This window comes from Pseudomonas sp. URIL14HWK12:I12 (assembly GCF_003097135.1).
Lineage (GTDB): Bacteria > Pseudomonadota > Gammaproteobacteria > Pseudomonadales > Pseudomonadaceae > Aquipseudomonas.
Genome location: NZ_QEQL01000006.1, coordinates 107,294 through 128,313, shown reverse-complemented (window position 1 = coordinate 128,313; position 21,020 = coordinate 107,294). Strand labels below are relative to the sequence as shown.

Here is a 21,020-nt window from a genome sequence, read left to right as displayed (position 1 = left end):
GATACTGAGATGCCGGAGCCGGCCTGTCAATGGGCGGGCAAGGCCTATATCTGCGCCGCTTGACGCTGTGCAGGCCCTGTGGGGTAATCACCGGCCAAGGCCGGGTGGCCTCGTTTATCGATTACAAGAGGTGTGTATGTTCGAACATTTGCCCCTGTATGCCGGCGACCCGATTCTTGGGTTGATGGGGGAGTTCGCCGAAGACCCGCGGCCGAACAAGGTCAACCTGGGCGTGGGCATCTATTACGACGAAGCCGGGCTGATTCCGCTGCTGCCTTCAGTGCGTGAGGCCGAAGACGCACTGGTGGCCGAGCACACCCCACGCACCTATTTGCCGCAGGAAGGTTCGGCGGCCTATCGCAAGGTCGTGGCCGAGCTGCTGTTCGCGGGCAGCGTGCTGCCGACCCACGGCGTAGCCGTTATTCAGACCGTCGGCGGCTCAGGCGCGCTGAAGGTGGGCGCCGACCTGCTCAAGAGTGCCTGGCCCGACTCGGCCGTGTGGGTGTCCGACCCCACCTGGGACAACCACTTGGGCATCTTCCAGGGCGCAGGTTTCGAGGTCAAACGTTACCCCTACTTCCACCCACAAACCCGCCGCTTCGATTTCGAAGGCGCACTGGCGGCCTTCCAGGCCCTGCCGGCCAAGGCCATCGTGCTGCTGCACCCGTGCTGCCATAACCCCACCGGCGTGCAACCGACGCGCGAGCAATGGCTGCCACTGCTCGACGCGCTGCAGGCCCGTGACGCCATCGCCTTCCTCGATATCGCCTACCAAGGCTTCGGCGATGGCCTGGACGACGACGCCTGGCTGGTGCGTGAATGCGCCCGCCGCGGTATGCAGTTCCTGGTGTCCAGCTCGTTCTCCAAGACCTTCTCGCTCTACGGCGAGCGCGTGGGGGCACTGAGCCTGCACACCGTCAAGGCCGATGTTGACCGCGTGTTCGGCCAGATGAAGTTGAACGTGCGCCGCAACTACTCCAGCCCGCCCATGTTCGGCGCCACCCTGGTGGCCAAGGTGCTGGGCGATGCGCGCCTCAATGCCCAGTGGCAAGGCGAGCTGGCCGAGATGCGCGAGCGCATCACCGCCATGCGCGCCGCGCTGGTCGAAGGCCTCAAAGCCCGGCTACCGGGCCGCGACTTCGATTTCCTCGCCCATCAGCAGGGCATGTTCGCCTACACCGGGCTGAGCGCCGAGCAGGTCCGCCGGCTCAAGGCCACCCACGGCGTGTATGCGGTGGAAACCGGCCGCATCTGCATCGCGGGCCTGAACGCTTCCAACCTGAGCCAGGTGATCGAAGCATTCGCCGAAGTGATGGGCTGAACCGGACGTAAAAAAACCGCGCCCAGGCATTTGGCCTGGGCGCGGTTTTTTATGGGGCCGGTTAAACCTTCACAACCCAACCCGCCGGGCCTTCGACCTCACCGAACTGGATGCCGGTCAGCTCCTTGTAGAGCTTCTGGGTAACCGGGCCGACTTCGGTTTCGCTGTAGAACACGTGCAGCTTGCCGTTGTGCTGGATGCCGCCGATCGGTGAGATCACCGCCGCAGTACCACAGGCCCCGGCTTCGACGAAGCGGTCGAGCTTGTCGATATGCACGTCATCTTCGATCACCGTAAGGCCCAGGCGGCTCTGCGCCAGCTCCATCAGTGACAGGCGGGTGATGCCCGGCAGCACAGAGGCCGATTTGGGCGTGACGAATTCATTGTTGGCCGTGATACCGAAGAAGTTGGCTGAGCCGACTTCTTCGATCTTGCTGTGGGTGGCTGGGTCCAGGTAGATGCAGTCGGCGAAGTGCGCCTGCTTGGCTTCGGCACCCGGCATCAGGCTGGCAGCGTAGTTGCCACCGACCTTGGCGGCGCCGGTGCCGTTGGGCGCGGCGCGGTCGTAGCCGGAGATCGAGAAGTTGTGCGGTTTCATGCCGCCCTTGAAGTAAGGGCCGACCGGCACGCAGAACACCGAGAAGATGAACTCCGGCGCGGTACGCACGCCGATGTTGTCGCCTACGCCGATCACGAAGGGGCGCAGGTACAGCGCGCCGCCCTTGCCGTACGGTGGGATGAAGCGCTCGTTGGCCTTGACCACCTGCTTGCAGGCGTCGATGAACATCTCGGTGGGCACCTGGGGCATCAGCAGGCGGCCGCAGCTGCGCGCCATGCGCAGGGCGTTCTGGTCAGGGCGGAACAGGTTGATCGAACCGTCCTTGGCCCGGTAGGCCTTCAGGCCTTCGAAGCATTGCTGGCCGTAGTGCAGGGCGGTGGAGCCTTCGGCGATGTGCAGCCGGTTGTCTTCGGTCAGCACCCCTGGCTGCCAGGCGCCATCACGCCAGTAGGCCAGGTAGCGCAGGTCGGTTTTGATGTAGTCGAAACCCAGTGTGTCCCAATTGATGCTTTCGTTGCCCATGACGCCCTCGGATGCTGGTGGCAGCCGCCAATGAGTGCGGCCACCGAAGTTCACCCGGTGATAATAATGATTTCTGCGGATTTGTCCGAGGCTTTGCGCGCAAAGTTGATCATCGGCGCACCTCTGGAAGCGGCGCCGGCCGCATTGCACGGCCGGGCGCTTGGTTTTGGCTCAGTGCAGCTTCAGGCGTGGCTCGGTGCCCCGGCCCAGGCGGCTGCCGAGCATGCCCATCAGCGTGCGGAACGGCCCATAGAGCGCCATCTGGTGCATGCGGTACAGCGACACATAGAACATCCGCGCCAGCCAGCCTTCCAGCATCACGCTACCGGTCAGGTTGCCCATCAGGTTGCCCACCGCCGAGAAGCGCGACAGCGACACCAGCGAGCCGTAATCCTTGTAGCGATACTCCGGCAGGGCCGTGGTGCTGCCGGCCAGGCGTGCCTTGAGGGTTTTGACCAGCAGCGAGGCCTGCTGGTGCGCCGCCTGGGCCCGGGGTGGCACGTTACGGTCGGTGCCGGGTTGCGGGCAGGCGGCGCAGTCGCCGAAGGCGAAGATATCGTCATCACGGGTAGTTTGCAGCGTCGGCCGCACCACCAGTTGGTTGATGCGGTTGGTCTCAAGCCCGGCGATGTCCTGCAAGAAGCCCGGCGCGCGAATGCCGGCGGCCCACACCTTCATCACCGCCGGAATGACCGTGCCGTCCTGGGTCTTGAGGTAGTCGGCGGTCACCTCGCTCACCGCCGCGCCGAGCATCACCGTTACGCCGAGTTTTTCCAGCGTGCGGTGCACCGGCGTGCCGATGCGCTCCGGCAACGCCGGCAACACCCGCGGGCCTGCCTCGATCACCGTGATGCGCAGGTTCTCGGGCTTGATTCGGCCCAGGCCGTAGGCGGCCAGCTCGTGGGCGGCGTTGTGCAGCTCGGCGGCGAGCTCAACACCGGTGGCACCTGCGCCGACGATTGCCACGTTGATTTCACCCTCGTGGGCTTCGGGCTCGGCGTGGGCGCGCAGGTAAGCGTTGAGCAGTTGCTGGTGAAAACGCTCCGCCTGCTTGCGGGTATCGAGGAACAGGCAATGCTCGGCCGCGCCCTGGGTGCCGAAATCGTTGGTGGTGCTGCCCACCGAGATCACCAGTGTGTCGTAGGCAATGCTGCGCTCGGGCACCAGCTCAGCGCCTTGCTCATCGAAGGTGGGCTCCAGAATGATGGTGCGGGCCTCACGGTCGAGCGCACGCATGCGCCCCAGCTGGAACTCGAAATGGTTCCACTTCGCCTGCGCGACGTAGTTCAGCTCGTCGGCGTAAGAGTTCAGCGAGCCGGCGGCCACCTCGTGCAGCAGAGGTTTCCAGATGTGGGTGAGGTTCGCGTCGACCAAGGTGACCTTGGCCTTGCCCTGTTTACCGACGCTCTTGCCCAGGCGGGTCGCCAGTTCCAGGCCGCCGGCGCCGCCGCCAACGATCACGATGCGATGTGTCATGGAGATATCTCATAAGGTTGGGAAAGCGGGCAGCCGCCATTGCCGCGAGCGCCAGGCAGCTCGAGCAGGGCAAGGGGGCAGAAAGTCGGGAAGCACGCGGCCGAAACCTGCCCGGCCGAGCAATCGCGCGGCGCATGCGGGGGAGGGTAGGCACAGTTGGCATCTTTTCAGGTGACCGCGAGCGGAAACGATGGAGCTTCAGATGCAGGAAAAGCTACAGGGTTCACTGACCGGGATCAATTGCCCGCCCAGAAATATATCCGCCGCGACAGGCGGCTACGGTTCGCGCCCTGGGGCGCCGGCTTGCCGGGCCATGGGCGGTACGCCGGGCACGTTGAGCTACAGCGTGATCCCTACATCGAAAATCAGGCTGCGCCCCAGATTGGCCCGCAGGAAATCCGGTGCATCCGGGTGCGCATACAGCACCCTCACAAACGTCGGCCCTACCAGCGACAACGACCGCCAACCCTGCCGCAGGTACTCGGTTGGCGCCGGAAAGTGGCTGTTCAGGTCCAGCACCTCCCGCTTCAAGCTGGCAAAGGCGACCAGGTCCAGCTCGGAGAGGTCGATCCCCCGCTCATGGTAGCTGGCCGCCTTTTTGCGCAGCGTCGGCCCAAGGCGTTGCAGCAAATCCTTGGCCCGGATGCGCCGGGGCCGGGCCTGGCGCCTCACCAACTGGCTAAGCGACAGCGCGCTGCGCCGCCGGGTGAGCTCCTCGCGCCATTCATCGTTCAGGCGCCGACCGTGGTCGAGCACGAAGAACACTTCAAAGCGCGCTTCTCGAAACAACACGTCTGGCGGCTCTTGCCCCGCGGGCATGAATTCCTCAGCGCGATAGCTCAGGTTCAGCCCTTGCAGCAGGCGCTGGCACACCCAGCGCTCACGCTCCCACTTGCGTGCATTGGAAAGAAACGCATTGGCCTGTTCAGCCTGGTCGGTGAGCAGGCGCAGGTAGTCGGTGTCGTCCATAAGGCCGGCCTCGGCGTGGGAACTTCACTCAGTTCGGTCACTTGAGGCTAGCAGCTGAACCATGAAGCGGTGATGGCAGCCGTCAATGCTGGCGGGGCATCAACTCTTCGGAAAACAGCTCATCCTCGGCATCGGGAGCCACCGGGATCTTGTGCTCCTCAGATGCCCAGGCGCCCAGGTCGATCAGCTTGCAGCGCTCTGAGCAGAACGGCCGCTGCTCCGACGCCGGGCCCCATTCGACGGGGGCGTTGCAGGTAGGGCAGTGAACGATGGTCGGGCTCATGCGGGTGCTCCAGGTAAAGTCAGGTAAAACGAATGCAGGCGGTCGACCTCGGCGTGCAGCCAAGCGAGGTCTCGATCGTTGACGATCACGTCGTCGGCCCACGCCAAGCGCTGCTCGCGGCTGGCCTGAGCCTGCAGAATGGCCCGCACCTGCGCCTCGGAGGTGTGATCACGGGCCAGCGTGCGTTGCACCTGCAATGGGCTTGGCACATCGACCACCAGCACCCGGCGCGCGCCACGGCGGTTGCCGGTTTCGACCACCAGGGGCGCCATGTAGATCGCATAGGGCGAGGTGGCGCGCGCCAAACGTGCTTCGATGGCTGCACCGATCAACGGGTGAAGCAGCGCTTCGACCCATTGCCGTTCGGCAGGGTCGGCAAAGATCAGCTCGCGCAGTGCCGCGCGGTTCAGGGTGCCATCGGCATTGAGCACGCGCTCGCCGAAATGCGCCACCAGCTGCGTCAGCGCAGGCTGGCCAGGCTCGACCACCCAGCGAGAGGCGTGGTCGGCGTCCACCACCTCGATGCCATGGGCCATGAAGCGCTCGGCCGCGGCAGTCTTGCCGCTGCCGATGCCGCCGGTGAGGGCAAGAATCCAGGGTGTGTGGGTCATCTAAATCCAGCGAATTGCAGGTACAGGGTGGTTATTTGATCACCCCAGAGCAAAGCGATCCACCCCGCCAGTGCAATGTAAGGCCCGAACGGGATCGGCGTACTGGTGCTCGCACCCCGAGCGCGCAGCAGAATCACCCCGAGCACCGCGCCGACCACCGACGACAGCAGCAGCGTCAACGGCAGCAACTGCCAGCCACCCCAGGCACCGAACATGGCCAGCAGCTTGAAGTCGCCATAGCCCATGCCTTCCTTGCCGGTGACCAGGCGGAACAGCTGAAACACCAGCCATAGCGCACCATAGCCAAACACCGCGCCCCATACCGCATCGGCCAGCGGTGCGAACACCCCTTGCGTGTTGAGGATCAGGCCCAGCCATAGCAACGGCAGCACAATCACATCCGGCAGCCACTGGCGGTCGATGTCGATCAGGCTCAGCGCCAGCAGCCCCCACGTCAGCACCAGCATCGCAGGCAGCTGCCAGGTGGCACCAAAGTGCCAGGCGATGAACCCGCTGAGCACGCCACTGGCCAGCTCCACCAGCGGGTAACGCAGGCTGATACGTGCCTGGCAACCCGCGCAGCGCCCCCTGAGCAGTAGGTAGCTCAGCAGCGGAATGTTCTCGTGGGCACGGATCGGGCGCTGGCAGTTTGGGCAGCAGGAGCGGGGGGTAAGCAAGTTGTACCGCTCAGGCTGGGGCTCCTCGGGGAGTTTCAGGTAATCCAGCGCCTGGGCACGCCATTGGCGGTCGAGGGTGATGGGCAGGCGATGGACCACCACGTTGAGGAAACTGCCGACGAGCAGGCCGAGGAGGAAGGTGCAGAAGGTCAGGGCCAGCGGGGAGCTGGCCAGTAGGTCGAAGGCGGGCATGGGTTAGACGACGGAACCGAGTTGGAAGATGGGGAGGTACATGGCGACTACCAAACCGCCTACTAATACACCCAGTACGGCCATGATCAAAGGCTCCATGAGTGTAGTAAGGTTGCTTACAGCGTTGTCCACTTCTTCCTCGTAATAGCTGGCGACTTTATCCAACATATTGTCTAGTGCTCCCGACTCTTCTCCAATGGCCGTCATTTGAATGGCAAGATTAGGAAAGATAGTGGCCGCTCTCATCGAGGCATTAAGGGGCGTGCCGGTGGATACATCCTGCTTGACCTGAAGAACGCCTCGACGGAAGACTACATTTCCTGTGGCTCCCGCCACCGAGTCCAGGGCTTCAACGAGCGGAACGCCAGCGGCGAATGTCGTGGACAACGTTCTGCCGAAACGGGCTACGGAAGACTTGTAGAGAATACCGCCGACAATAGGTATTTTCAGGTACAGGCGATCCAGAAAGTCTCGGAATTTTTCGCTCTTCTTTCGGGCTTGGTTGAAAGCAAAGCCAGCACCGATCAAGCCGAGTAGTATGATGTACCACCACGCCTGAACGACCTCCGACAGACTGATGACTGCTTGGGTAAATGATGGAAGTTCAGCGCCGAAGCCTTGAAAAACGGTCTGGAATTGAGGCACCACCTTGATGAGCAGGATGCCAGATACAATAAATGCGACGATCAGCACTGCGATCGGGTAAGTCATCGCTTTTTTTATCTTGGATTTCAGCGCTTCCGTTTTTTCCTTGTAAGTGGCCACTCGGTCCAGAAGTGTCTCAAGTGCCCCGGCTTGTTCGCCCGCATCCACGAGATTACAGTAAAGATCATCAAAGTACTTTGGATGCTGCCTTAGCGCATGCGCAAATGTATTCCCGGAAGAGACTTCGTTCCGTAAGTCGAGAAGCAGGGTGCGCAGCCGGGGGTTGTCAGCGCCCTCGGCAATAATGTCGAATGCCTGAAGCAGTGGCACCCCCGCCTTCATCATCGTTGCCATTTGCCTGGTGAAAAATGCGATCGCCAACGGCTTGATAGCCTTACCTTGACCAAACAGAGAAGCCGACTTTTTCTTGACCTTGCCCGGTGAAATGCCTTGTTTGCGAAGCTGGGCCTTGACCAGCGCAACGCTTGAGCTGTTCATTTCCCCGTTTACTTTAGTGCCTTTGCGATCCAGGCCGTCCCAGGCAAAGACAATCTGTTTGGGCGCTTTGACAGCCATTGCTTAATCCTTAGTCACGCGGTTTACTTCTTCTAGGCTAGTGACACCCTGCATGACCTTAGCCAGGCCGGACATGCGCAAGTCGTTAAAGCCCTCTTTGCGCATCTGATCTGAAATGTCGATGGCATTTCCGCCCTCCATGATCAAGCGCTGCAAGGCGGAGGTTATCTTGACCACCTCATAGATGCCTTGGCGACCTTTATAACCGCTATTGCACTGTGCGCACCCTACGGCTTCATATACCTTGAATTTCCCGATCATATCAGAAGGGAAACCTTCGTCTCTGAGGGCTTCATCTGGTATCTGGATTTCTTTTTTGCAGTGTGTGCAGAGCTTGCGAGCCAGGCGTTGCGCAATAATGAGGTTAACTGAAGTAGCAATGTTGAAGCTGGCCACCCCCATATTCAGCAATCGGGTAAGCGTTTCTGCGGCGCTATTGGTATGGAGGGTTGACAGCACCATGTGACCCGTTTGGGCGGCCTTGATAGCGATTTCAGCAGTTTCCAGGTCCCGGATCTCCCCCACCATGATGACATCAGGGTCCTGGCGTAGGAAGGAGCGTAGCGCTGAGGCGAAATCCAAGCCTTGCCGCGGATTGACGTTGACTTGATTGATGCCTTCCATATTGATCTCAACGGGGTCTTCGGCGGTTGAGATATTGATGTCTACGGTATTTAGGATGTTCAAACCGGTGTAGAGGGAGACCGTTTTGCCAGAACCGGTGGGGCCCGTTACTAGAATCATCCCCTGAGGTTGTTTCAACGCATTGAGGTAAAGCTCTTTCTGCACGGGCTCGTAGCCGAGAGCGTCGATGCCCATCTGCGCACTTGAAGGGTCTAGAATCCGCATTACTATCTTTTCTCCCCATAATGTAGGGAGTGTATTGACTCGAAAGTCGATTGCCTTGTTTTTGGAAATGCGCATTTTAATGCGCCCATCCTGGGGCTTACGACGCTCTGAAATGTCTAAGCTGGCCATGACTTTGAGCCGTGCAGCTATACGGCTGGCGAGGGTGACAGGAGGTCGGGCTATTTCTCTTAACATTCCATCGGTACGAAATCGAACTCGGTAGGCCTTTTCATAAGGCTCGAAGTGCAAGTCGGAAGACCCGCCTCGTATCGCGTCCAGCAGCATTTTATTAACGAATCGCACAACAGGGGCGTCGTCGGCATCCTGAGTGATAGGGGCGTCATGGTCCTCGTTCGCAGCCTCCACATCCAGACCGTCCAAGTCCACATCCGCCAGATCTTCAAGCCCCGTTCCACTCTGGTCGAAATAACGCTCTATGGCTTCGGTCAGCTTGTCGTCTTCGACGAGAATTGCGTCAGCGTTCAGGCCTGTGCTGAACTGGATATCAGTAATGGCCTGATGATTTGTAGGATCAGCGAGAGCGACGAACAACTTATTGCCACGACGCCAGAGAGGAAGCGCTCTATGTTGTCGGACGAGCTTCTCTGAAACCGCGGCCTTCGGCTGTGAAGCCCGATCAAGGCTGGTTAGATCGAATAACGCAACCCCGAACTGATCAGACGCCACTTCAGCCATGACGCGCCCGTTCACCAAGCCATTATGAACCAGGTAATGGACAAGCGAAACGCGGGTACGCTGCGCCTGCTGAAAGGCCTGCTGGGCGGTCTTTTCGTCAAGCAGTTGAGAGACGACCAGCTGTTTTGCTAGGCCAGTCAGGGCGACATCGTTCATGGTTGGGCTCCTTTGCTAGCCTCTTATAGCCTAGACCTTGCTGTGCTGCCAAACCCAGGTGCCAAAGTGACAAAAAGCGTCAGATATTGTCTCTCTTGGTAGCGTTCGGAGGTTGGTCGTGACCTGTGATTGAGGATTCGTGGCAGGCCCGCGCGTTCTAACATAAATCATGCGCTGGCATGGCTCTTGCTTTGGGGTCTGTGAATTTACAGCAGTAGTGTTCCTCATCAGGAGAGCAGCAAATGAAGAATCAGAAAGGTTTTACGCTTATTGAATTGATGATTGTGGTTGCGATCATTGGCATCCTTGCCGCCATTGCAATTCCTGCATATTCTAAATATCAAGCGCGTGCGAAAGTATCGGCGGGGCTGGCCGAAATCTCCGCGCTTAAAACAAACTTCGAAGATGCCCTGAATTCTGGCACAACCATAACTGCACTCAGCGATATCGGCGGTGTCACCCCAACAGCAAACTGTGATATTACCTATACTACCGGTCAGACTGGAACGTTGATCTGCACTTTGAAAAACGCGCCTGCGCCGGTTAGCGGCGGTGTTATTACGCTTACCCGCAACGCTAGCACTGGGTGGGCCTGCTCGACCAACACCAGCATTGGAACGGACTACAAGCCAAAAGGCTGCTGATTCCCTAGCTCTAGAGAAAGGCTTCCTGCGGGAGGCCTTTCCGCTATTGGTATAGCAACATGGATGACTCACGCGGCTTTTCATTGATCGAGCTGATGGTAGTGGTCGCTATCGTTGGTATGTTGGCAGCGTTGGCGGTGCCGGCCTATTTAGGCTATCTCGCACGCGCAAAGGTTGTTTCTGCGGTCAGTGAAGTGTCAGCTTTGAAATCTCCATTTCAGCTCAAGCTTGATGATGGAAACGACATCGGCAATCCAGCGGACATTGGCATGCCCACTACCACTGCCAACTGCAGCCAAATTACTGTTTCGGGAAATGCTGTAGATGGAACCGGAAGCTTATCTTGTATTATTTCCGGAGGGCCTTCTCAGGTGGCGGGCAAAAGCGTGATCTTGACCCGTACAGCCGATAGCAGCTGGTCGTGCGTTACGACGGTTCTTGACTTGTATGCACCAACAAGTTGCCGTGGCAGCTAAAACTCGTTGCCTTTGATGTGCTTGCCGCAAGACATATGAAGTGGTAGCTTACTGCCCCTCGAAAGCCGGTGTAGCTCAGTTGGTAGAGCAGCGCACTCGTAACGCGAAGGTCGTAGGTTCGATTCCTATCTCCGGCACCAACCCCTCCTAAACCTCCCCCTGACTCACCCGCCTCGAAAGCGCCTCAGCGCTCTCCCGACGTTCCGAATAGCGATCCACCAGATACCCCTCCCGGCCCCGCACCAGCAGCGTGAACTTCATCAGCTCCTCCATCACATCGACCACCCGGTCGTAGTAAGGCGACGGCTTCATGCGCCCGTCTTCGCCGAACTCGAGAAACGCCTTGGGCACCGATGACTGGTTTGGGATGGTGAGCATCCGCATCCAGCGGCCCAGCACGCGTAGCTGGTTGACCGTGTTGAACGACTGCGAGCCACCGCACACCTGCATCACCGCCAGGGTTTTGCCTTGGGAGGGCCGCACGGCGCCCAGCGCCAGGGGTATCCAGTCGATCTGGGCTTTGAACACCGCCGACATCGAACCGTGGCGTTCGGGTGAGCACCACACCTGGCCCTCCGACCACAGCACCAGGTCACGCAGTTGCTGCACTTTCGGGTGGTCTGCGGGTGCATCGTCGGGCAGCGGCAGGCCGGAGGGGTCGAAGATGGCCGTCTCGGCCCCCATCAGCTCCAGCAGGCGGGCCGCCTCCTGAGTCAGCAAGCGGCTGAATGACCGCTCCCGCGTCGATCCGTAAAGCAGCAGGATGCGCGGCTTGTGAGCCGGAGGGGGCGGCTGGTTAAGATTGCCCAAGGTCGGAACGTCGAACAGTTCCAGGTCGAGGTTGGGGAAATCCTGGGGTGTGTCCGAGGTGAATTCAGCCATCAGAGCGCTCCGATCCGGTCTAGTGCCTGTTTGAGCGCCAGGGGGCTGAGTGCGCGGTGTTCGAGGGCGAAGAAAGCGTCGAAACGCTTGCGGATATGGCGCACGGTTTCGTCGAATGCCGCTTGTACCTGTTCATCGCTGCCGTGCACCTGCGAGGGGTCGCGAAGGCCCCAGTGGCTCTTCACGGCCGGCCCGAAATACGCCGGGCACGGTTCATTGCCGGCTTTGTCGCACACGGTGATCACAATGTCTGGAGGGTTGGTCTCAAAGGTGTCGGAGCCTTTGCTGTACAGCCCGGCCGTCTCGACGCCCAGGCTATCGAGCGTACTGACCGCGCGAGGGTTCAGGCGGCCACTGGGAAAGCTGCCGGAGCTCACCGCCGTCATTCCCTCGGGGGCCAAGTGGTTGAACAAGCCTTCAGACAGCACGCTGCGGCAGCTGTTGGCGGTACACATAAATAGCACTTTCATGGCGTGCTCCTAGGCATGAAGGCTCAGCCGCAGGGCCAAGGCGGCCAGGGTCACGAGCAGAATAGGGACAGTGAGAAGCGTGCCCACCTTGAAGTAGTAAACCCAGGTGATGCGGATGTTCTTCTGCGCCAGCACATGCAGCCATAGCAACGTAGCGAGGCTGCCAATCGGGGTGATCTTCGGGCCAAGGTCGCAGCCGATCACGTTGGCATAGACCATCGCGTCGTGAACCAGGCCCGTGGCCCCGCTGCCCTGTATGGAAAGGGCGCCGATCAGCACGCTGGGCATGTTGTTCATCAGCGAAGACAGTACCGCTGCCAAGACGCCCGTGCCCAACGTAGCGGCCCAAAGCCCTTGGCCGGCCAGGTGGCTGAAGACGGTGGCCAGAGCATCGGTGAGCCCTGCGTTTCGCAACCCGTAGATCACCAGGTACATCCCCAGCGAGAACACCACCACTTGCCACGGTGCATGCCGGATGACCTTGCGTGTCGAGATAACCTGGCCGCGGCCGGCGATGCCCAGGAGGATAACCGCACACAGGGCCGCCACCACGCTGATGGGAATGCCCAGCGGCTCCAGTGCGAACAGGCCGGCCAGCAAAAGGCCGAGCACCCACCAGCCGGCGACGAAGGTGGCGCGGTCCCGAATGGCCTGATCCGGTGCGTTCAGCTGCTCGGGGGCGTACTGGGCTGGGATGTCCTTGCGGTAGAACAGCCAGAGCATCAGCAGCGTAATGGCCACGCTCATCAGGTTCACCGGCCACATCACTGAAGCGTACTCGCCGAAGCCGACGCCGACGAAGTCGGCAGACACGATGTTGACCAGGTTGGACACCACCATTGGCAGGCTCGCGGTGTCGGCGATGAACCCTGCCGCCATGACGAAGGCGAGGGTGGAGGCGGGGCCAAAGCGCAAGGCCGTGAGCATCGCAATCACGATGGGGGTGAGGATCAGCGCCGCGCCATCGTTGGCGAACAGTGCCGACACCGCCGCGCCCAGCAGCACCATTAGTGCGAACAGGCGTTTGCCTTTGCCTCGGCCCCAGCGCGCCATGTGCAAGGCGGCCCATTCAAAGAAGCCGGCCTCATCGAGCAGCAGGCTGATGATGATCACCGCAATGAAGGTAGCCGTGGCGTTCCAGACGATGTGCCATACGGTTGGAACATCATCGAGGCTGACTACGCCAGTGAGCAGTGCCAGGAGCGCGCCTGCAGCGGCGCTCCAGCCAACGCCCAGCCCCTTGGGTTGCCAGATGACCAGCGTGAGTGTGAAAGCGAAGATCAGAGCAGCGGTGAGCATTGGCAAATCTCAGCAGCAGGAAGCCTGGCGGACGGGGCGGCCTTCCATCGAAGCCAGGCGGCCTTGGGTGTCATCGGCCCAGGCCGGGTGGGCCTGAAGCGTTAGCTGGAGGACGCCTTTGATCCATTCGGGAAGCGCGGGGTGAAGGCGGTAGTAGACCCACTGGCCCTGGCGGCGATCTTCCAGCAGCCCGCAGGCCCGCAGCTGGGCCAGATGCCGGGATACCTTGGACTGGTTGTCATCGAGCGCCCAGATCAGTTCGCACACGCACAGCTCACCTTCGGCGAACAGCATCAGCATGATCCGTGCGCGGGTTTCATCACCCAGGCATTTGAAGACAGCGGCAGGAGAAAGCGACATGGCGGGCGGGTAGCCTGTGAATAACTGAATATGCGGATTTACGCATATGCAGGCCAGGCTTGGAAAGCTTTCGGTACCAGGCCGCCGGACCGGGGTGGCGCCCGGGAGGCCCCTCCGCCGCCAAAGCACGCTACCGGTGGTTTTTTGGCTGGGCGATAGAAGGGGGCTTTCGCCCCCCTCTCGCACCGCGATGCTGCCCTTTGCCGTGCTTACCCAACCGATTTTAGTGGCATTGGCCCACGCAGGCGGTCGAGCAGGGTTGCGCAATACCAATCATCGAACTGGCACACCCCATTCTCCGCCACCTCCGAAAACGGCCCCGGCTCGTAGGACGGTGAATTCACGCCCGCCTGTGTGCCTTCCACGAGCTGGCGGTCTTGATCATTGGTGGCGATCCATACCTTGGTCAGCCGCTCAAGGTCATAGTCCACGCCTTCGACCGCTGAGGCCGGCACCAGCCATTTGGTCGTCACCAGCGTCTCGTTGGGGCCGATCGGCAGCACGCGGAAACTCAAGGCATGGTCGCCGAGCAGGTGGTTCCAGGTAGAGGGGTAGTTGAAATACAGCAGCGCGCCGATATCGGCCTCACCACTGGTGTCCAGGCGCCCGTTCACGGCAGGTTGGCCGTCCATGGTGTAGCTCACCGCGCCCTTGGCCAGCGGAATGCGGGTCATGCGAAACCGCCCGTTGATGTCCATCACCAGCTTGCTCGGCAGCCCGGCGCGCTCACAGCGGGCCCAGTGTGCAGCCAATTCGGGGCCGTCATCACCGCCGACGCCGGCCACCGACAGGTTTTCAACGAAGGAGTTGAGCAGCTCGGGGTGCGTACCGTCGCAGTGGTAGCACTCGCGGTTGTTCTCGAACACCAGCTTCCAGTTGGCTTTCTCGACCAGGTCGGCCTTGAACGCGACTTTGCAATTGTCCAGCCAATGCGGCTTGAGGAACGGGCGAACCGAGGCACGAAAGGCTTCGAAGTCGGGTGCCTTCGCAGCGACGCATACATAAATGTAGCTTTCGACCACCTCTACATGCACGGGCTTGAGGTTGTACTGCGCCTTATCGAAGTCAGGCCCCATGTTGCCGGCGAACAGTAAGTTGCCGTCCAGTTCGTATGTCCATTTGTGGTAGGGGCACACCAGCTTGGCCACCTTGCCCTGCTCGTGTTCGCACACCTTGGCGCCGCGGTGGCGGCAAGCGTTGTGGAAGGCGCGCACCTGGCCGCCCTTGCTGCGCACCACAGCGACGGGGTAATCACCGATCTGCAGCGTGAAGTACTGGCCAGGCTTTTCGATCTCGAACGTATGGCCTGCGAATATCCAATCCTTGTGCCAGAGCTGTTCGAGGTCCTGGCGGAACACTTTAGGGTCGCTGTAAAGCTCGCGCGGCAGCGAGTGGCGGGGTTTGCGTTGGGCAATCAGGTCGATCACGGTTTGCTCATCGTTCATCGCGGTTCTCCGGAGCGGGGCGTGAGGGTCAGCGGGTGGCAGGTGCGAACAGAGGGGCCAGCGCATCGATGGCAGAAGCGGCGCTTTCCAGGCTCTTCACGGCCCGCTTCACTTCGGCGCACGCCGGCGGGCTCAGGTTTACCCCGGCGAACAGGTCGAATTTGGCGTCGATATCCGCAGGCGTCATGGGCCGCTCCGGGTCACCCAGTGCGGCGGTGATCGGCGACTCGAAGCACTCTGCGTTTTTCAGCGTCACCCTCACCCGCGACAGAATCTCTTCAGGGAAGCGTGCAGAAATGTCCGCAGCCTCGACCACCTCGATCCGGTCGCTCACTGCCAGTATGTCGGGCGCGTGGATCGATTCACCGGTCACCTCGTTCGGCCCCACCTGGCCCCGCGCGATCAGCGCGGCGAGCGGGAAAGCCAGTGCGTATTGCGCTTGGTCGGCATCGGTGGGGCGGTGGCCCTGCAGGCACATGGACTCCCAGAAGGTTTCCACGCGGATCGACTCGACCGTGTCGGCGCTGATGGCCGGATGCTCGGCCATCAGCGCGGTCATCGCCGTCAACGCCGGCTGCGCCCAGCGACATACGGGCCAGGGCTTGAAATATTGCGCGTCGATTTCCCAGCGTTCGCCCAAATCGTGCCAGTAGGGCTGGGCGATATCAGCGGTCACCGTCTCGGCAGGGGCGCCGGTGATACCTTCACGAGCCATCATCAGGGCGTTGAGGCCCACATAGGCCCCAGCCCCATGGGCGTCGCGCAGCATGGTGGGGTGCTGGATCAACCGCATCATCGGGCAGCGCGCGCTGAAGTATTCGGCGATGCCCAGAGCATGGTTGAAGGTGGCTTCGTCCAGCCCCAGCAAGCGGGCACCGCCGCACACTACGCCGATGGCAGAGAAGCCGCCCGAGGCATGGTAGGTTGGCGAGGTAGAGATCAATGAAACACCGGCGCGCAGGCCCGTTTCATAGCCCAGGCACAGCGCCTCCAGCAATTGCACGCCGGTGATGGGTTGGCCTTGGTGGTGCAGGGCATCGGCCAGCGCCAACAGCGCAGGCACCACGGTCGCGCCGGCGTGGCCTTTGGAGGTGAAGTGGCCTTCATGGGCATCGAGGCTGTCTGCGCTGAAGCCACCGGCCCAGCCTGCGCCCAGCAGGCCCACGCGCTCACCGTCGAACGGCAGCCGGCTGGTGAGCTGGCCGCTCGGGTAATGTAGCCGCGCATACCGGTAAAGCGCCTGGGTGGTCTGGTTGGAAACCGCACCGGCCATCACGCCGACGATATCCAGCACACTCTTCTTGACGATGGCCTGGGTAGGCGCGGGAACGTGCGCGAACGAAAAATCGCGGCAAAACGCGTAGAGCGACATGCAGCAGCACCTCGTTGTTGTAGGTTTCAGGGCGGCAGTATTCGAGCGTTAAGATGGCGTGGGCGCCTGCTGCGCTCCAGCGACTTTTTCGGCACTCAAACGATAACCGCAGCTCAGGCGTTGCGTTGTGCCAGCCGGCCCAGCAGCCACTGCTGAAAGCGCCTCACCGCCTCGGTGTCTTCGGCTTCCTCGCGTACCGACAGGTAATGGCGGCTGTTGCGCAGCACCACCTGCTCCTCGATCGGCCGCACCAACAGCCCTTGCTCGAGCAGTGCCGCCACCAGGTGGTTCCAGCCCAACGCTACACCCTGGTGGGTCAGCACCATGCTGATGATCAGGTTGTAGTCATTGGCGTTGAAGATCTGCGGGCTGCTGGCCGGGCGGTCGTCGACGTCCACACCCTGGAATGCCAGCCATACGCCCCAGTCGACATGCTCGGCCACTTGCGAGCGCCCGTATGGGCTGAGGTTGAGCAGCGCGGCTTCGCGCACGCCTTCGAGCGTTGCGATCTGTGGGTTGCGCTCCAGATAGGTGGGCGAGCACACCGGGTAGATCACGTCATGAAACAGGGCGGTACTGCGGTAGCCCTCGCGAACCTTGGGCAACTTCGTGATGAACACATCCGGCTGCACCCCGGGCTCCATCGTCATAAAGCTCTGGGTAGTGACCAGGTTCAGCTCAATGTCCGGGTGCTGGGCAAAAAAGTCCGGCAGGTGATGCGACAGCCACAGTGCCGAAAACGCCGGCGAGCAGCAGAGCGTCAGCATCCGCTTGGCATTCTGGTTGGTGCGGATACGCTCGGCGGCCTGGGCGATGTTGACGAACGATAACTGCGCTGCATCGAAAAACAGCTCACCGGCACTGGTGAGCGTCACTGCTCGGCCCACGCGACTGAACAGCTGTGCACCCAAGTAGCTTTCAAGCTCCCGAATCTGCCGGCTGATGGCCGCTTGTGACACGCACAAGGCTTCGGCAGCGCGGGTGAAGCTTTCATATTTGGCTGCCGCCACGAACGCCTTTACCGCACGCAGCGAGGGCATTTTCAGCAGTAGGGCATCAGGGTCGACGTGCTTGGACATCTTGGGCCTCGGCATGGGCGAAGTGGCGGCGGGCATGGCCTTGGCAGGTTAGGGAGGGGCGGCCGGGGCGACATCCCCACTGGCGGCGCTTTTTAGCCTGTTAGCGACCAATAACCTGAGGTTATCAAATCGCCTCTGGAAATGTTGTTGGATTTGCACAGGCTCAAGCTATAGATTTGCCTGAAAGCCCTATTCCGCGGGCAAACAATAACAATAGGAATTTCGTCGTGAAGATACAGACGCATTACTCCTGCCCAGCAAGATACATTTTTCATAACTACGCGTTAGGCGAAAGCGCCCGCGTGGGCTACGAAGGAGGCATGCAATGAGTCGCGCCGACGAAATTATTTCCGTCCGAAACATCTACAAAGTATTCGGGCCGCAACCTGAAGTTGCGCTGGCGATGGTCAAGGCCGGTGCCTCCAAAGCTGAAGTGTTCGAAAAAACCGGCCATGTCATCGGCGTGTTCGACGCCAACTTTTCTGTGATGCGTGGCGAGATCTTCGTGATCATGGGGCTGTCCGGCTCGGGCAAGTCGACCATGGTGCGTTTGTTCAACCGCCTGATCGAGCCCAGTGCCGGTTCGATCTTTCTCAACGGCAAGGAAATTACCGGCCTGGGCGATAAGGCACTCTTGCAAGTTCGCCGCAAAGACATGGGCATGGTGTTTCAATCTTTCGCCTTGATGCCGCACATGACCGTGCTCGACAACGTCGGCTTTGGCTTGCAGATCAGCGGTGTCGGCGAGAAAGAACGCAACCGGCGCTCACTGGATGCCCTCCGCCAGGTCGGCCTGGCTGGCCAGGAGCACTGCTTTCCCCATCAGCTCTCCGGTGGCATGCAGCAGCGCGTGGGGCTGGCCCGGGCACTGGCCAACGACCCGGCGATCCTGCTGATGGACGAGGCCTTTTCAGCCCTCGACCCGCTGATTCGCAGCGAAATGCAGGGTGAGCTGATCAAACTGCAGAAAGAGCAGAACCGCACCATTATCTTCATTTCCCACGACATCGAAGAGGCCGTGCGCATTGGCCACCGTATCGCAATCATGGAAGGCGGCAAAGTGGTGCAGATCGGTACACCGCGCGATCTGCTCTGCAACCCCGCCAACGATTACGTACGCACTTTCTTCAATGGCTTCGACGCCAGCCGCATCCTCAAAGCTGGCGATATCGCGCAAGTCGATACACAGATCCACTACGAGCCCGGGCGGCAAACACCGCTCAAGGCAGAGACGCCGATCAAGGACATCTTCAACATCCTGGCCCAGGCCACAGCGCCGGTGCCAGTGGTAGATGAAGTAGGCACTTATAAAGGCAGCATCTCTCAGGGCCGTTTGCTGAGCTATCTAGGCGGCCATTGATCGCGGGTTTTTCACTGGCCCACGTTTAAGGGCCCCGAGGTATCGTTCATGTCGGATTTCAATATTCTTGACCCTTTCAAATCGATCAATGTGCCACTGGGCTCGTGGATTGAAAGTGCATTGCGTTACTTGGTACACAACTTTCGTGATGTGTTTCGCTCGATTCGCTGGCCGGTCGACCAGGTACTTGATGGCGTTCAAGGTGCCTTGATGGCGGTTCCGCCGACGTTGTTCATCGTGCTGGCCGGGCTGCTGGCCTGGCAGGTCGGTGGGCGGCGCATCGGCATTCTCACCGTGGCGCTGCTGACCGCGCTGGGCCTGATCGGTGTGTGGAGCGATGCGATGGTCACCCTGGCCCTGGTGCTCACGTCGCTGTTCTTCTGTGCAGTGATCGGTATTCCGCTGGGCATCATCTGTGCCCGCAGCGACCGGCTGGAGATGGTCATTCGCCCTGTGCTCGACGCCATGCAGACACTGCCGGCCTTCGTGTACCTGGTGCCGGTGGTGATGCTGTTCGGCATCGGCAACGTGCCGGGCGTCATCGTTACCATCATTTTTTCGGTGTCGCCCCTGGTACGGCTGACCAACCTGGGCATCCGCCAAGTGCCGGAAGACAAAGTCGAAGCGGCGCGCGCCTTCGGCTGTACACCGTTGCAGATGCTGATGAGGGTGCAACTGCCGTTGGCCGCGCCCACCATCATGGCCGGCGTGAACCAGACCCTGATGCTGGCGCTGTCGATGGTGGTGGTGGCGTCGATGATTTCGGTCGGCGGGCTCGGCCTGATGGTGCTCAGCGGCATCGGCCGCCTGGACATGGGCCTGGCCAGTGTCGGCGGGATCGGCCTGGTGTTGCTGGCGATCTTTCTCGACCGCTTCACCCAGGCGTTGGGTGAGCGCAGCGCTCACTTGGGCGTCGGCCAGCGCTGGTATCACACCGGGCCCGTCGGGCTGGTAATGCGCTTTACAAAAAAGAAGAAAGCAGTAGCACACCCTGTAACCCACTGAACTTGCCTTTCACCTAACTCAAAAAACTCAAGCAGGTGATTCATGACTTTTTCCAAGTGCAAGAACGCAATTCTGGCCAGCGTGGCCGCCTCGGTATTGGGGCTGGCGCTGGCGACCACAGCGCAGGCCAGTGCTGAAAAGCCCGGCGAAGGGGTGAAGGTCACGCCGATCTTCCCGACCATTGCCGAAGAGCGCTTTCGCGGCGAGATCGCCATCGCAGGCCTGAAAGCCTTGGGTTACGACGTCCAGCCGCCAAAGGAAACCGACTACCCGGCATTGTTCCTGGCGCTGGCCTACGGCGACGCCGACTTTACCGTGCACATGTGGGACAAGCTGCACGCTGCCTTTTATGAAAAGGCCGGCGGCGACGATGCGATGGTCAAGGTGGGGGATGTGATGCCTGGCGTGCTCCAGGGCTTCATGATCGATAAGAAAACCGCCGAGAAATACAACATCAAAGACGTTTCGGACTTGAAGAAGCCCGAGATCGCCAAGCTGTTCGACAGCAATGGTGACGGCAAGGCCGACCTCACCGGCTGCAACCCCGGGTGGGGTTGCGAGCTGATCGTCGAGCATCAGCTCAAGGCCTACGGCCTGACCGACACCGTGGTGGATAACCGCGGCTCCTATTTCGCGCTGATGGCCGACACCATCGCCCGTTACAAGGAAGGCAAGCCGATCCTCTACTACACCTGGGTGCCACAGTGGATTTCCGGCGTGCTGGTCGAGGGCCGCGACGTCGTGTGGCTGCCGGTGCCGTTCACCTCTCTGCCCGACGGCAAGAACGATGTGAACACCACCTTCGAAGGCAAGAACCTCGGCGCGCCGATCGACACCGTCAAGGCCGTGCTGAACAAGGATTTCGCCGAGAAGAACCCTGCCGCCCGCACCTTCCTCTCCGAAGTGCAGATCGCCACCGGCGATGAAAGCGCCCAGAACCTGCGCATGCAAAAGGGTGAAAAGTCGCTGGACGACATCAAGAAACAAGCCCAGGAGTGGATCAAGGCGCACCAGACGCAATGGGATGGTTGGCTCAAGGACGCGCGGGCAGCGGCGCAGAAGTAACCCCCCCAGGCAGGCACAGGCAGGTGATCGC

21 protein-coding genes and 1 tRNA gene are annotated in these 21,020 nt (G+C 60.9%); 7 read left to right on the top strand and 15 right to left on the bottom strand.

Annotation, left to right across the window (positions count from 1 at the left end; genetic code table 11):
- The first annotated feature begins 136 nt into the window (after positions 1 to 136).
- Positions 137 to 1,321: an amino acid aminotransferase gene (locus F474_RS17975; RefSeq protein WP_097087400.1), complete on the top strand. Its 1,185-nt coding sequence runs from the start codon at positions 137 to 139 to the stop codon at positions 1,319 to 1,321.
- Positions 1,322 to 1,382: 61 nt separating this feature from the next.
- Here the strand turns inward: F474_RS17975 and F474_RS17970 are convergent, their stop codons facing one another.
- The 8 genes from F474_RS17970 to pilB form a co-directional block, all read right to left on the bottom strand.
- Positions 1,383 to 2,402, bottom strand: coding sequence for a branched-chain amino acid aminotransferase (locus F474_RS17970; RefSeq protein ID WP_097087402.1), 1,020 nt, complete (start codon positions 2,400 to 2,402; stop codon positions 1,383 to 1,385).
- 171 nt (positions 2,403 to 2,573) lie between these two features.
- Entirely contained in the window at positions 2,574 to 3,878 is a 1,305-nt protein-coding gene (locus F474_RS17965) for an NAD(P)/FAD-dependent oxidoreductase (protein WP_097087404.1), read from the bottom strand.
- A gap of 339 nt (positions 3,879 to 4,217) precedes the next feature.
- Positions 4,218 to 4,847, bottom strand: a complete 630-nt coding sequence (locus tag F474_RS17960; protein WP_097087406.1) for a DUF1780 domain-containing protein — start codon at positions 4,845 to 4,847, stop codon at positions 4,218 to 4,220.
- A gap of 82 nt (positions 4,848 to 4,929) precedes the next feature.
- Complete coding sequence (gene yacG, locus F474_RS17955; RefSeq protein ID WP_097087408.1) at positions 4,930 to 5,130, bottom strand: DNA gyrase inhibitor YacG; 201 nt, start codon at positions 5,128 to 5,130, stop codon at positions 4,930 to 4,932.
- Positions 5,127 to 5,741 carry a dephospho-CoA kinase gene (gene coaE / locus F474_RS17950; RefSeq protein ID WP_097087410.1) on the bottom strand — a complete coding sequence of 205 codons (615 nt, stop codon included), beginning with the start codon at positions 5,739 to 5,741 and terminating at the stop codon, positions 5,127 to 5,129. The genes yacG and coaE overlap by 4 nt, the downstream gene beginning before the upstream one ends.
- Positions 5,738 to 6,610 carry an A24 family peptidase gene (locus F474_RS17945; RefSeq protein ID WP_097087412.1) on the bottom strand — a complete coding sequence of 291 codons (873 nt, stop codon included), beginning with the start codon at positions 6,608 to 6,610 and terminating at the stop codon, positions 5,738 to 5,740. The genes coaE and F474_RS17945 overlap by 4 nt, the downstream gene beginning before the upstream one ends.
- Before the next feature lie 3 nt (positions 6,611 to 6,613).
- Positions 6,614 to 7,831, bottom strand: coding sequence for a type II secretion system F family protein (locus tag F474_RS17940; protein ID WP_097087415.1), 1,218 nt, complete (start codon positions 7,829 to 7,831; stop codon positions 6,614 to 6,616).
- A 3-nt stretch (positions 7,832 to 7,834) separates the two neighbouring features.
- Positions 7,835 to 9,532, bottom strand: coding sequence for a type IV-A pilus assembly ATPase PilB (gene pilB, locus F474_RS17935; protein WP_097087418.1), 1,698 nt, complete (start codon positions 9,530 to 9,532; stop codon positions 7,835 to 7,837).
- Between the two features lie 242 nt (positions 9,533 to 9,774).
- On the opposite strand from pilB, the gene F474_RS17930 reads away from it, so the two are divergent.
- The 3 genes from F474_RS17930 to F474_RS17920 all read left to right on the top strand — a co-directional run bounded on the left by F474_RS17930 (position 9,775) and on the right by F474_RS17920 (position 10,792).
- Positions 9,775 to 10,176: a pilin gene (locus F474_RS17930; RefSeq protein WP_097087420.1), complete on the top strand. Its 402-nt coding sequence runs from the start codon at positions 9,775 to 9,777 to the stop codon at positions 10,174 to 10,176.
- A gap of 59 nt (positions 10,177 to 10,235) precedes the next feature.
- The gene (locus F474_RS17925; protein ID WP_097087421.1) at positions 10,236 to 10,652 is read left to right on the top strand and encodes a pilin; all 417 of its coding nucleotides are present in this window, start codon (positions 10,236 to 10,238) and stop codon (positions 10,650 to 10,652) included.
- Between the two features lie 64 nt (positions 10,653 to 10,716).
- A tRNA-Thr gene (locus tag F474_RS17920) sits at positions 10,717 to 10,792 on the top strand.
- A 7-nt stretch (positions 10,793 to 10,799) separates the two neighbouring features.
- Here F474_RS17920 and arsH read toward each other — a convergent pair.
- The 7 genes from arsH to F474_RS17885 form a co-directional block, all read right to left on the bottom strand.
- Positions 10,800 to 11,534 carry an arsenical resistance protein ArsH gene (gene arsH / locus F474_RS17915; RefSeq protein WP_097087423.1) on the bottom strand — a complete coding sequence of 245 codons (735 nt, stop codon included), beginning with the start codon at positions 11,532 to 11,534 and terminating at the stop codon, positions 10,800 to 10,802.
- On the bottom strand, positions 11,534 to 12,004 hold the full coding sequence (locus F474_RS17910) for an arsenate reductase ArsC (protein WP_097087425.1): 471 nt from the start codon (positions 12,002 to 12,004) through the stop codon (positions 11,534 to 11,536). The genes arsH and F474_RS17910 overlap by 1 nt, the downstream gene beginning before the upstream one ends.
- A gap of 9 nt (positions 12,005 to 12,013) precedes the next feature.
- Positions 12,014 to 13,303 carry an arsenic transporter gene (locus tag F474_RS17905; RefSeq protein ID WP_097087427.1) on the bottom strand — a complete coding sequence of 430 codons (1,290 nt, stop codon included), beginning with the start codon at positions 13,301 to 13,303 and terminating at the stop codon, positions 12,014 to 12,016.
- 9 nt (positions 13,304 to 13,312) lie between these two features.
- Entirely contained in the window at positions 13,313 to 13,663 is a 351-nt protein-coding gene (locus tag F474_RS17900; RefSeq protein WP_097087429.1) for a metalloregulator ArsR/SmtB family transcription factor, read from the bottom strand.
- Between the two features lie 209 nt (positions 13,664 to 13,872).
- Positions 13,873 to 15,108 (bottom strand): aromatic ring-hydroxylating dioxygenase subunit alpha, encoded by a 1,236-nt coding sequence (locus tag F474_RS17895; RefSeq protein ID WP_097087431.1) that lies wholly within the window; start codon positions 15,106 to 15,108, stop codon positions 13,873 to 13,875.
- Positions 15,109 to 15,136: 28 nt separating this feature from the next.
- Positions 15,137 to 16,480, bottom strand: coding sequence for an MmgE/PrpD family protein (locus F474_RS17890; protein WP_097087434.1), 1,344 nt, complete (start codon positions 16,478 to 16,480; stop codon positions 15,137 to 15,139).
- Positions 16,481 to 16,593: 113 nt separating this feature from the next.
- Positions 16,594 to 17,559: a LysR substrate-binding domain-containing protein gene (locus F474_RS17885; RefSeq protein WP_097087435.1), complete on the bottom strand. Its 966-nt coding sequence runs from the start codon at positions 17,557 to 17,559 to the stop codon at positions 16,594 to 16,596.
- Between the two features lie 325 nt (positions 17,560 to 17,884).
- Between F474_RS17885 and F474_RS17880 the strand changes: the two genes are divergently transcribed.
- Genes F474_RS17880 through proX form a run of 3 tightly spaced genes read left to right on the top strand, consistent with a single transcriptional unit; the run spans position 17,885 to position 20,989 of the window.
- Positions 17,885 to 18,919: a glycine betaine/L-proline ABC transporter ATP-binding protein gene (locus F474_RS17880; RefSeq protein ID WP_097087437.1), complete on the top strand. Its 1,035-nt coding sequence runs from the start codon at positions 17,885 to 17,887 to the stop codon at positions 18,917 to 18,919.
- A 48-nt stretch (positions 18,920 to 18,967) separates the two neighbouring features.
- Positions 18,968 to 19,924: a glycine betaine/L-proline ABC transporter permease ProW gene (proW, locus tag F474_RS17875; protein ID WP_097087439.1), complete on the top strand. Its 957-nt coding sequence runs from the start codon at positions 18,968 to 18,970 to the stop codon at positions 19,922 to 19,924.
- A gap of 42 nt (positions 19,925 to 19,966) precedes the next feature.
- Positions 19,967 to 20,989, top strand: coding sequence for a glycine betaine/L-proline ABC transporter substrate-binding protein ProX (gene proX, locus F474_RS17870; protein ID WP_097087441.1), 1,023 nt, complete (start codon positions 19,967 to 19,969; stop codon positions 20,987 to 20,989).
- The last annotated feature ends 31 nt before the right edge of the window (positions 20,990 to 21,020 follow it).

What these genes read in the sequence shown, in the direction of transcription:
- F474_RS17885 (WP_097087435.1), bottom strand. Translation starts at nt 17,559, where the DNA reads ATGTCCAAGCACGTCGACCCTGATGCCCTACTGCTGAAAATGCCCTCG.
- F474_RS17925 (WP_097087421.1), top strand. Translation starts at nt 10,236, where the DNA reads ATGGATGACTCACGCGGCTTTTCATTGATCGAGCTGATGGTAGTGGTC.
- F474_RS17880 (WP_097087437.1), top strand. Translation starts at nt 17,885, where the DNA reads ATGAGTCGCGCCGACGAAATTATTTCCGTCCGAAACATCTACAAAGTA.
- F474_RS17900 (WP_097087429.1), bottom strand. Translation starts at nt 13,663, where the DNA reads ATGTCGCTTTCTCCTGCCGCTGTCTTCAAATGCCTGGGTGATGAAACC.
- F474_RS17975 (WP_097087400.1), top strand. Translation starts at nt 137, where the DNA reads ATGTTCGAACATTTGCCCCTGTATGCCGGCGACCCGATTCTTGGGTTG.
- F474_RS17905 (WP_097087427.1), bottom strand. Translation starts at nt 13,303, where the DNA reads ATGCTCACCGCTGCTCTGATCTTCGCTTTCACACTCACGCTGGTCATC.
- F474_RS17930 (WP_097087420.1), top strand. Translation starts at nt 9,775, where the DNA reads ATGAAGAATCAGAAAGGTTTTACGCTTATTGAATTGATGATTGTGGTT.
- F474_RS17895 (WP_097087431.1), bottom strand. Translation starts at nt 15,108, where the DNA reads ATGAACGATGAGCAAACCGTGATCGACCTGATTGCCCAACGCAAACCC.
- coaE (WP_097087410.1), bottom strand. Translation starts at nt 5,741, where the DNA reads ATGACCCACACACCCTGGATTCTTGCCCTCACCGGCGGCATCGGCAGC.
- pilB (WP_097087418.1), bottom strand. Translation starts at nt 9,532, where the DNA reads ATGAACGATGTCGCCCTGACTGGCCTAGCAAAACAGCTGGTCGTCTCT.
- F474_RS17960 (WP_097087406.1), bottom strand. Translation starts at nt 4,847, where the DNA reads ATGGACGACACCGACTACCTGCGCCTGCTCACCGACCAGGCTGAACAG.
- F474_RS17970 (WP_097087402.1), bottom strand. Translation starts at nt 2,402, where the DNA reads ATGGGCAACGAAAGCATCAATTGGGACACACTGGGTTTCGACTACATC.
- yacG (WP_097087408.1), bottom strand. Translation starts at nt 5,130, where the DNA reads ATGAGCCCGACCATCGTTCACTGCCCTACCTGCAACGCCCCCGTCGAA.
- proX (WP_097087441.1), top strand. Translation starts at nt 19,967, where the DNA reads ATGACTTTTTCCAAGTGCAAGAACGCAATTCTGGCCAGCGTGGCCGCC.
- F474_RS17890 (WP_097087434.1), bottom strand. Translation starts at nt 16,480, where the DNA reads ATGTCGCTCTACGCGTTTTGCCGCGATTTTTCGTTCGCGCACGTTCCC.
- F474_RS17910 (WP_097087425.1), bottom strand. Translation starts at nt 12,004, where the DNA reads ATGAAAGTGCTATTTATGTGTACCGCCAACAGCTGCCGCAGCGTGCTG.
- F474_RS17965 (WP_097087404.1), bottom strand. Translation starts at nt 3,878, where the DNA reads ATGACACATCGCATCGTGATCGTTGGCGGCGGCGCCGGCGGCCTGGAA.
- F474_RS17940 (WP_097087415.1), bottom strand. Translation starts at nt 7,831, where the DNA reads ATGGCTGTCAAAGCGCCCAAACAGATTGTCTTTGCCTGGGACGGCCTG.
- arsH (WP_097087423.1), bottom strand. Translation starts at nt 11,534, where the DNA reads ATGGCTGAATTCACCTCGGACACACCCCAGGATTTCCCCAACCTCGAC.
- proW (WP_097087439.1), top strand. Translation starts at nt 18,968, where the DNA reads ATGTCGGATTTCAATATTCTTGACCCTTTCAAATCGATCAATGTGCCA.
- F474_RS17945 (WP_097087412.1), bottom strand. Translation starts at nt 6,610, where the DNA reads ATGCCCGCCTTCGACCTACTGGCCAGCTCCCCGCTGGCCCTGACCTTC.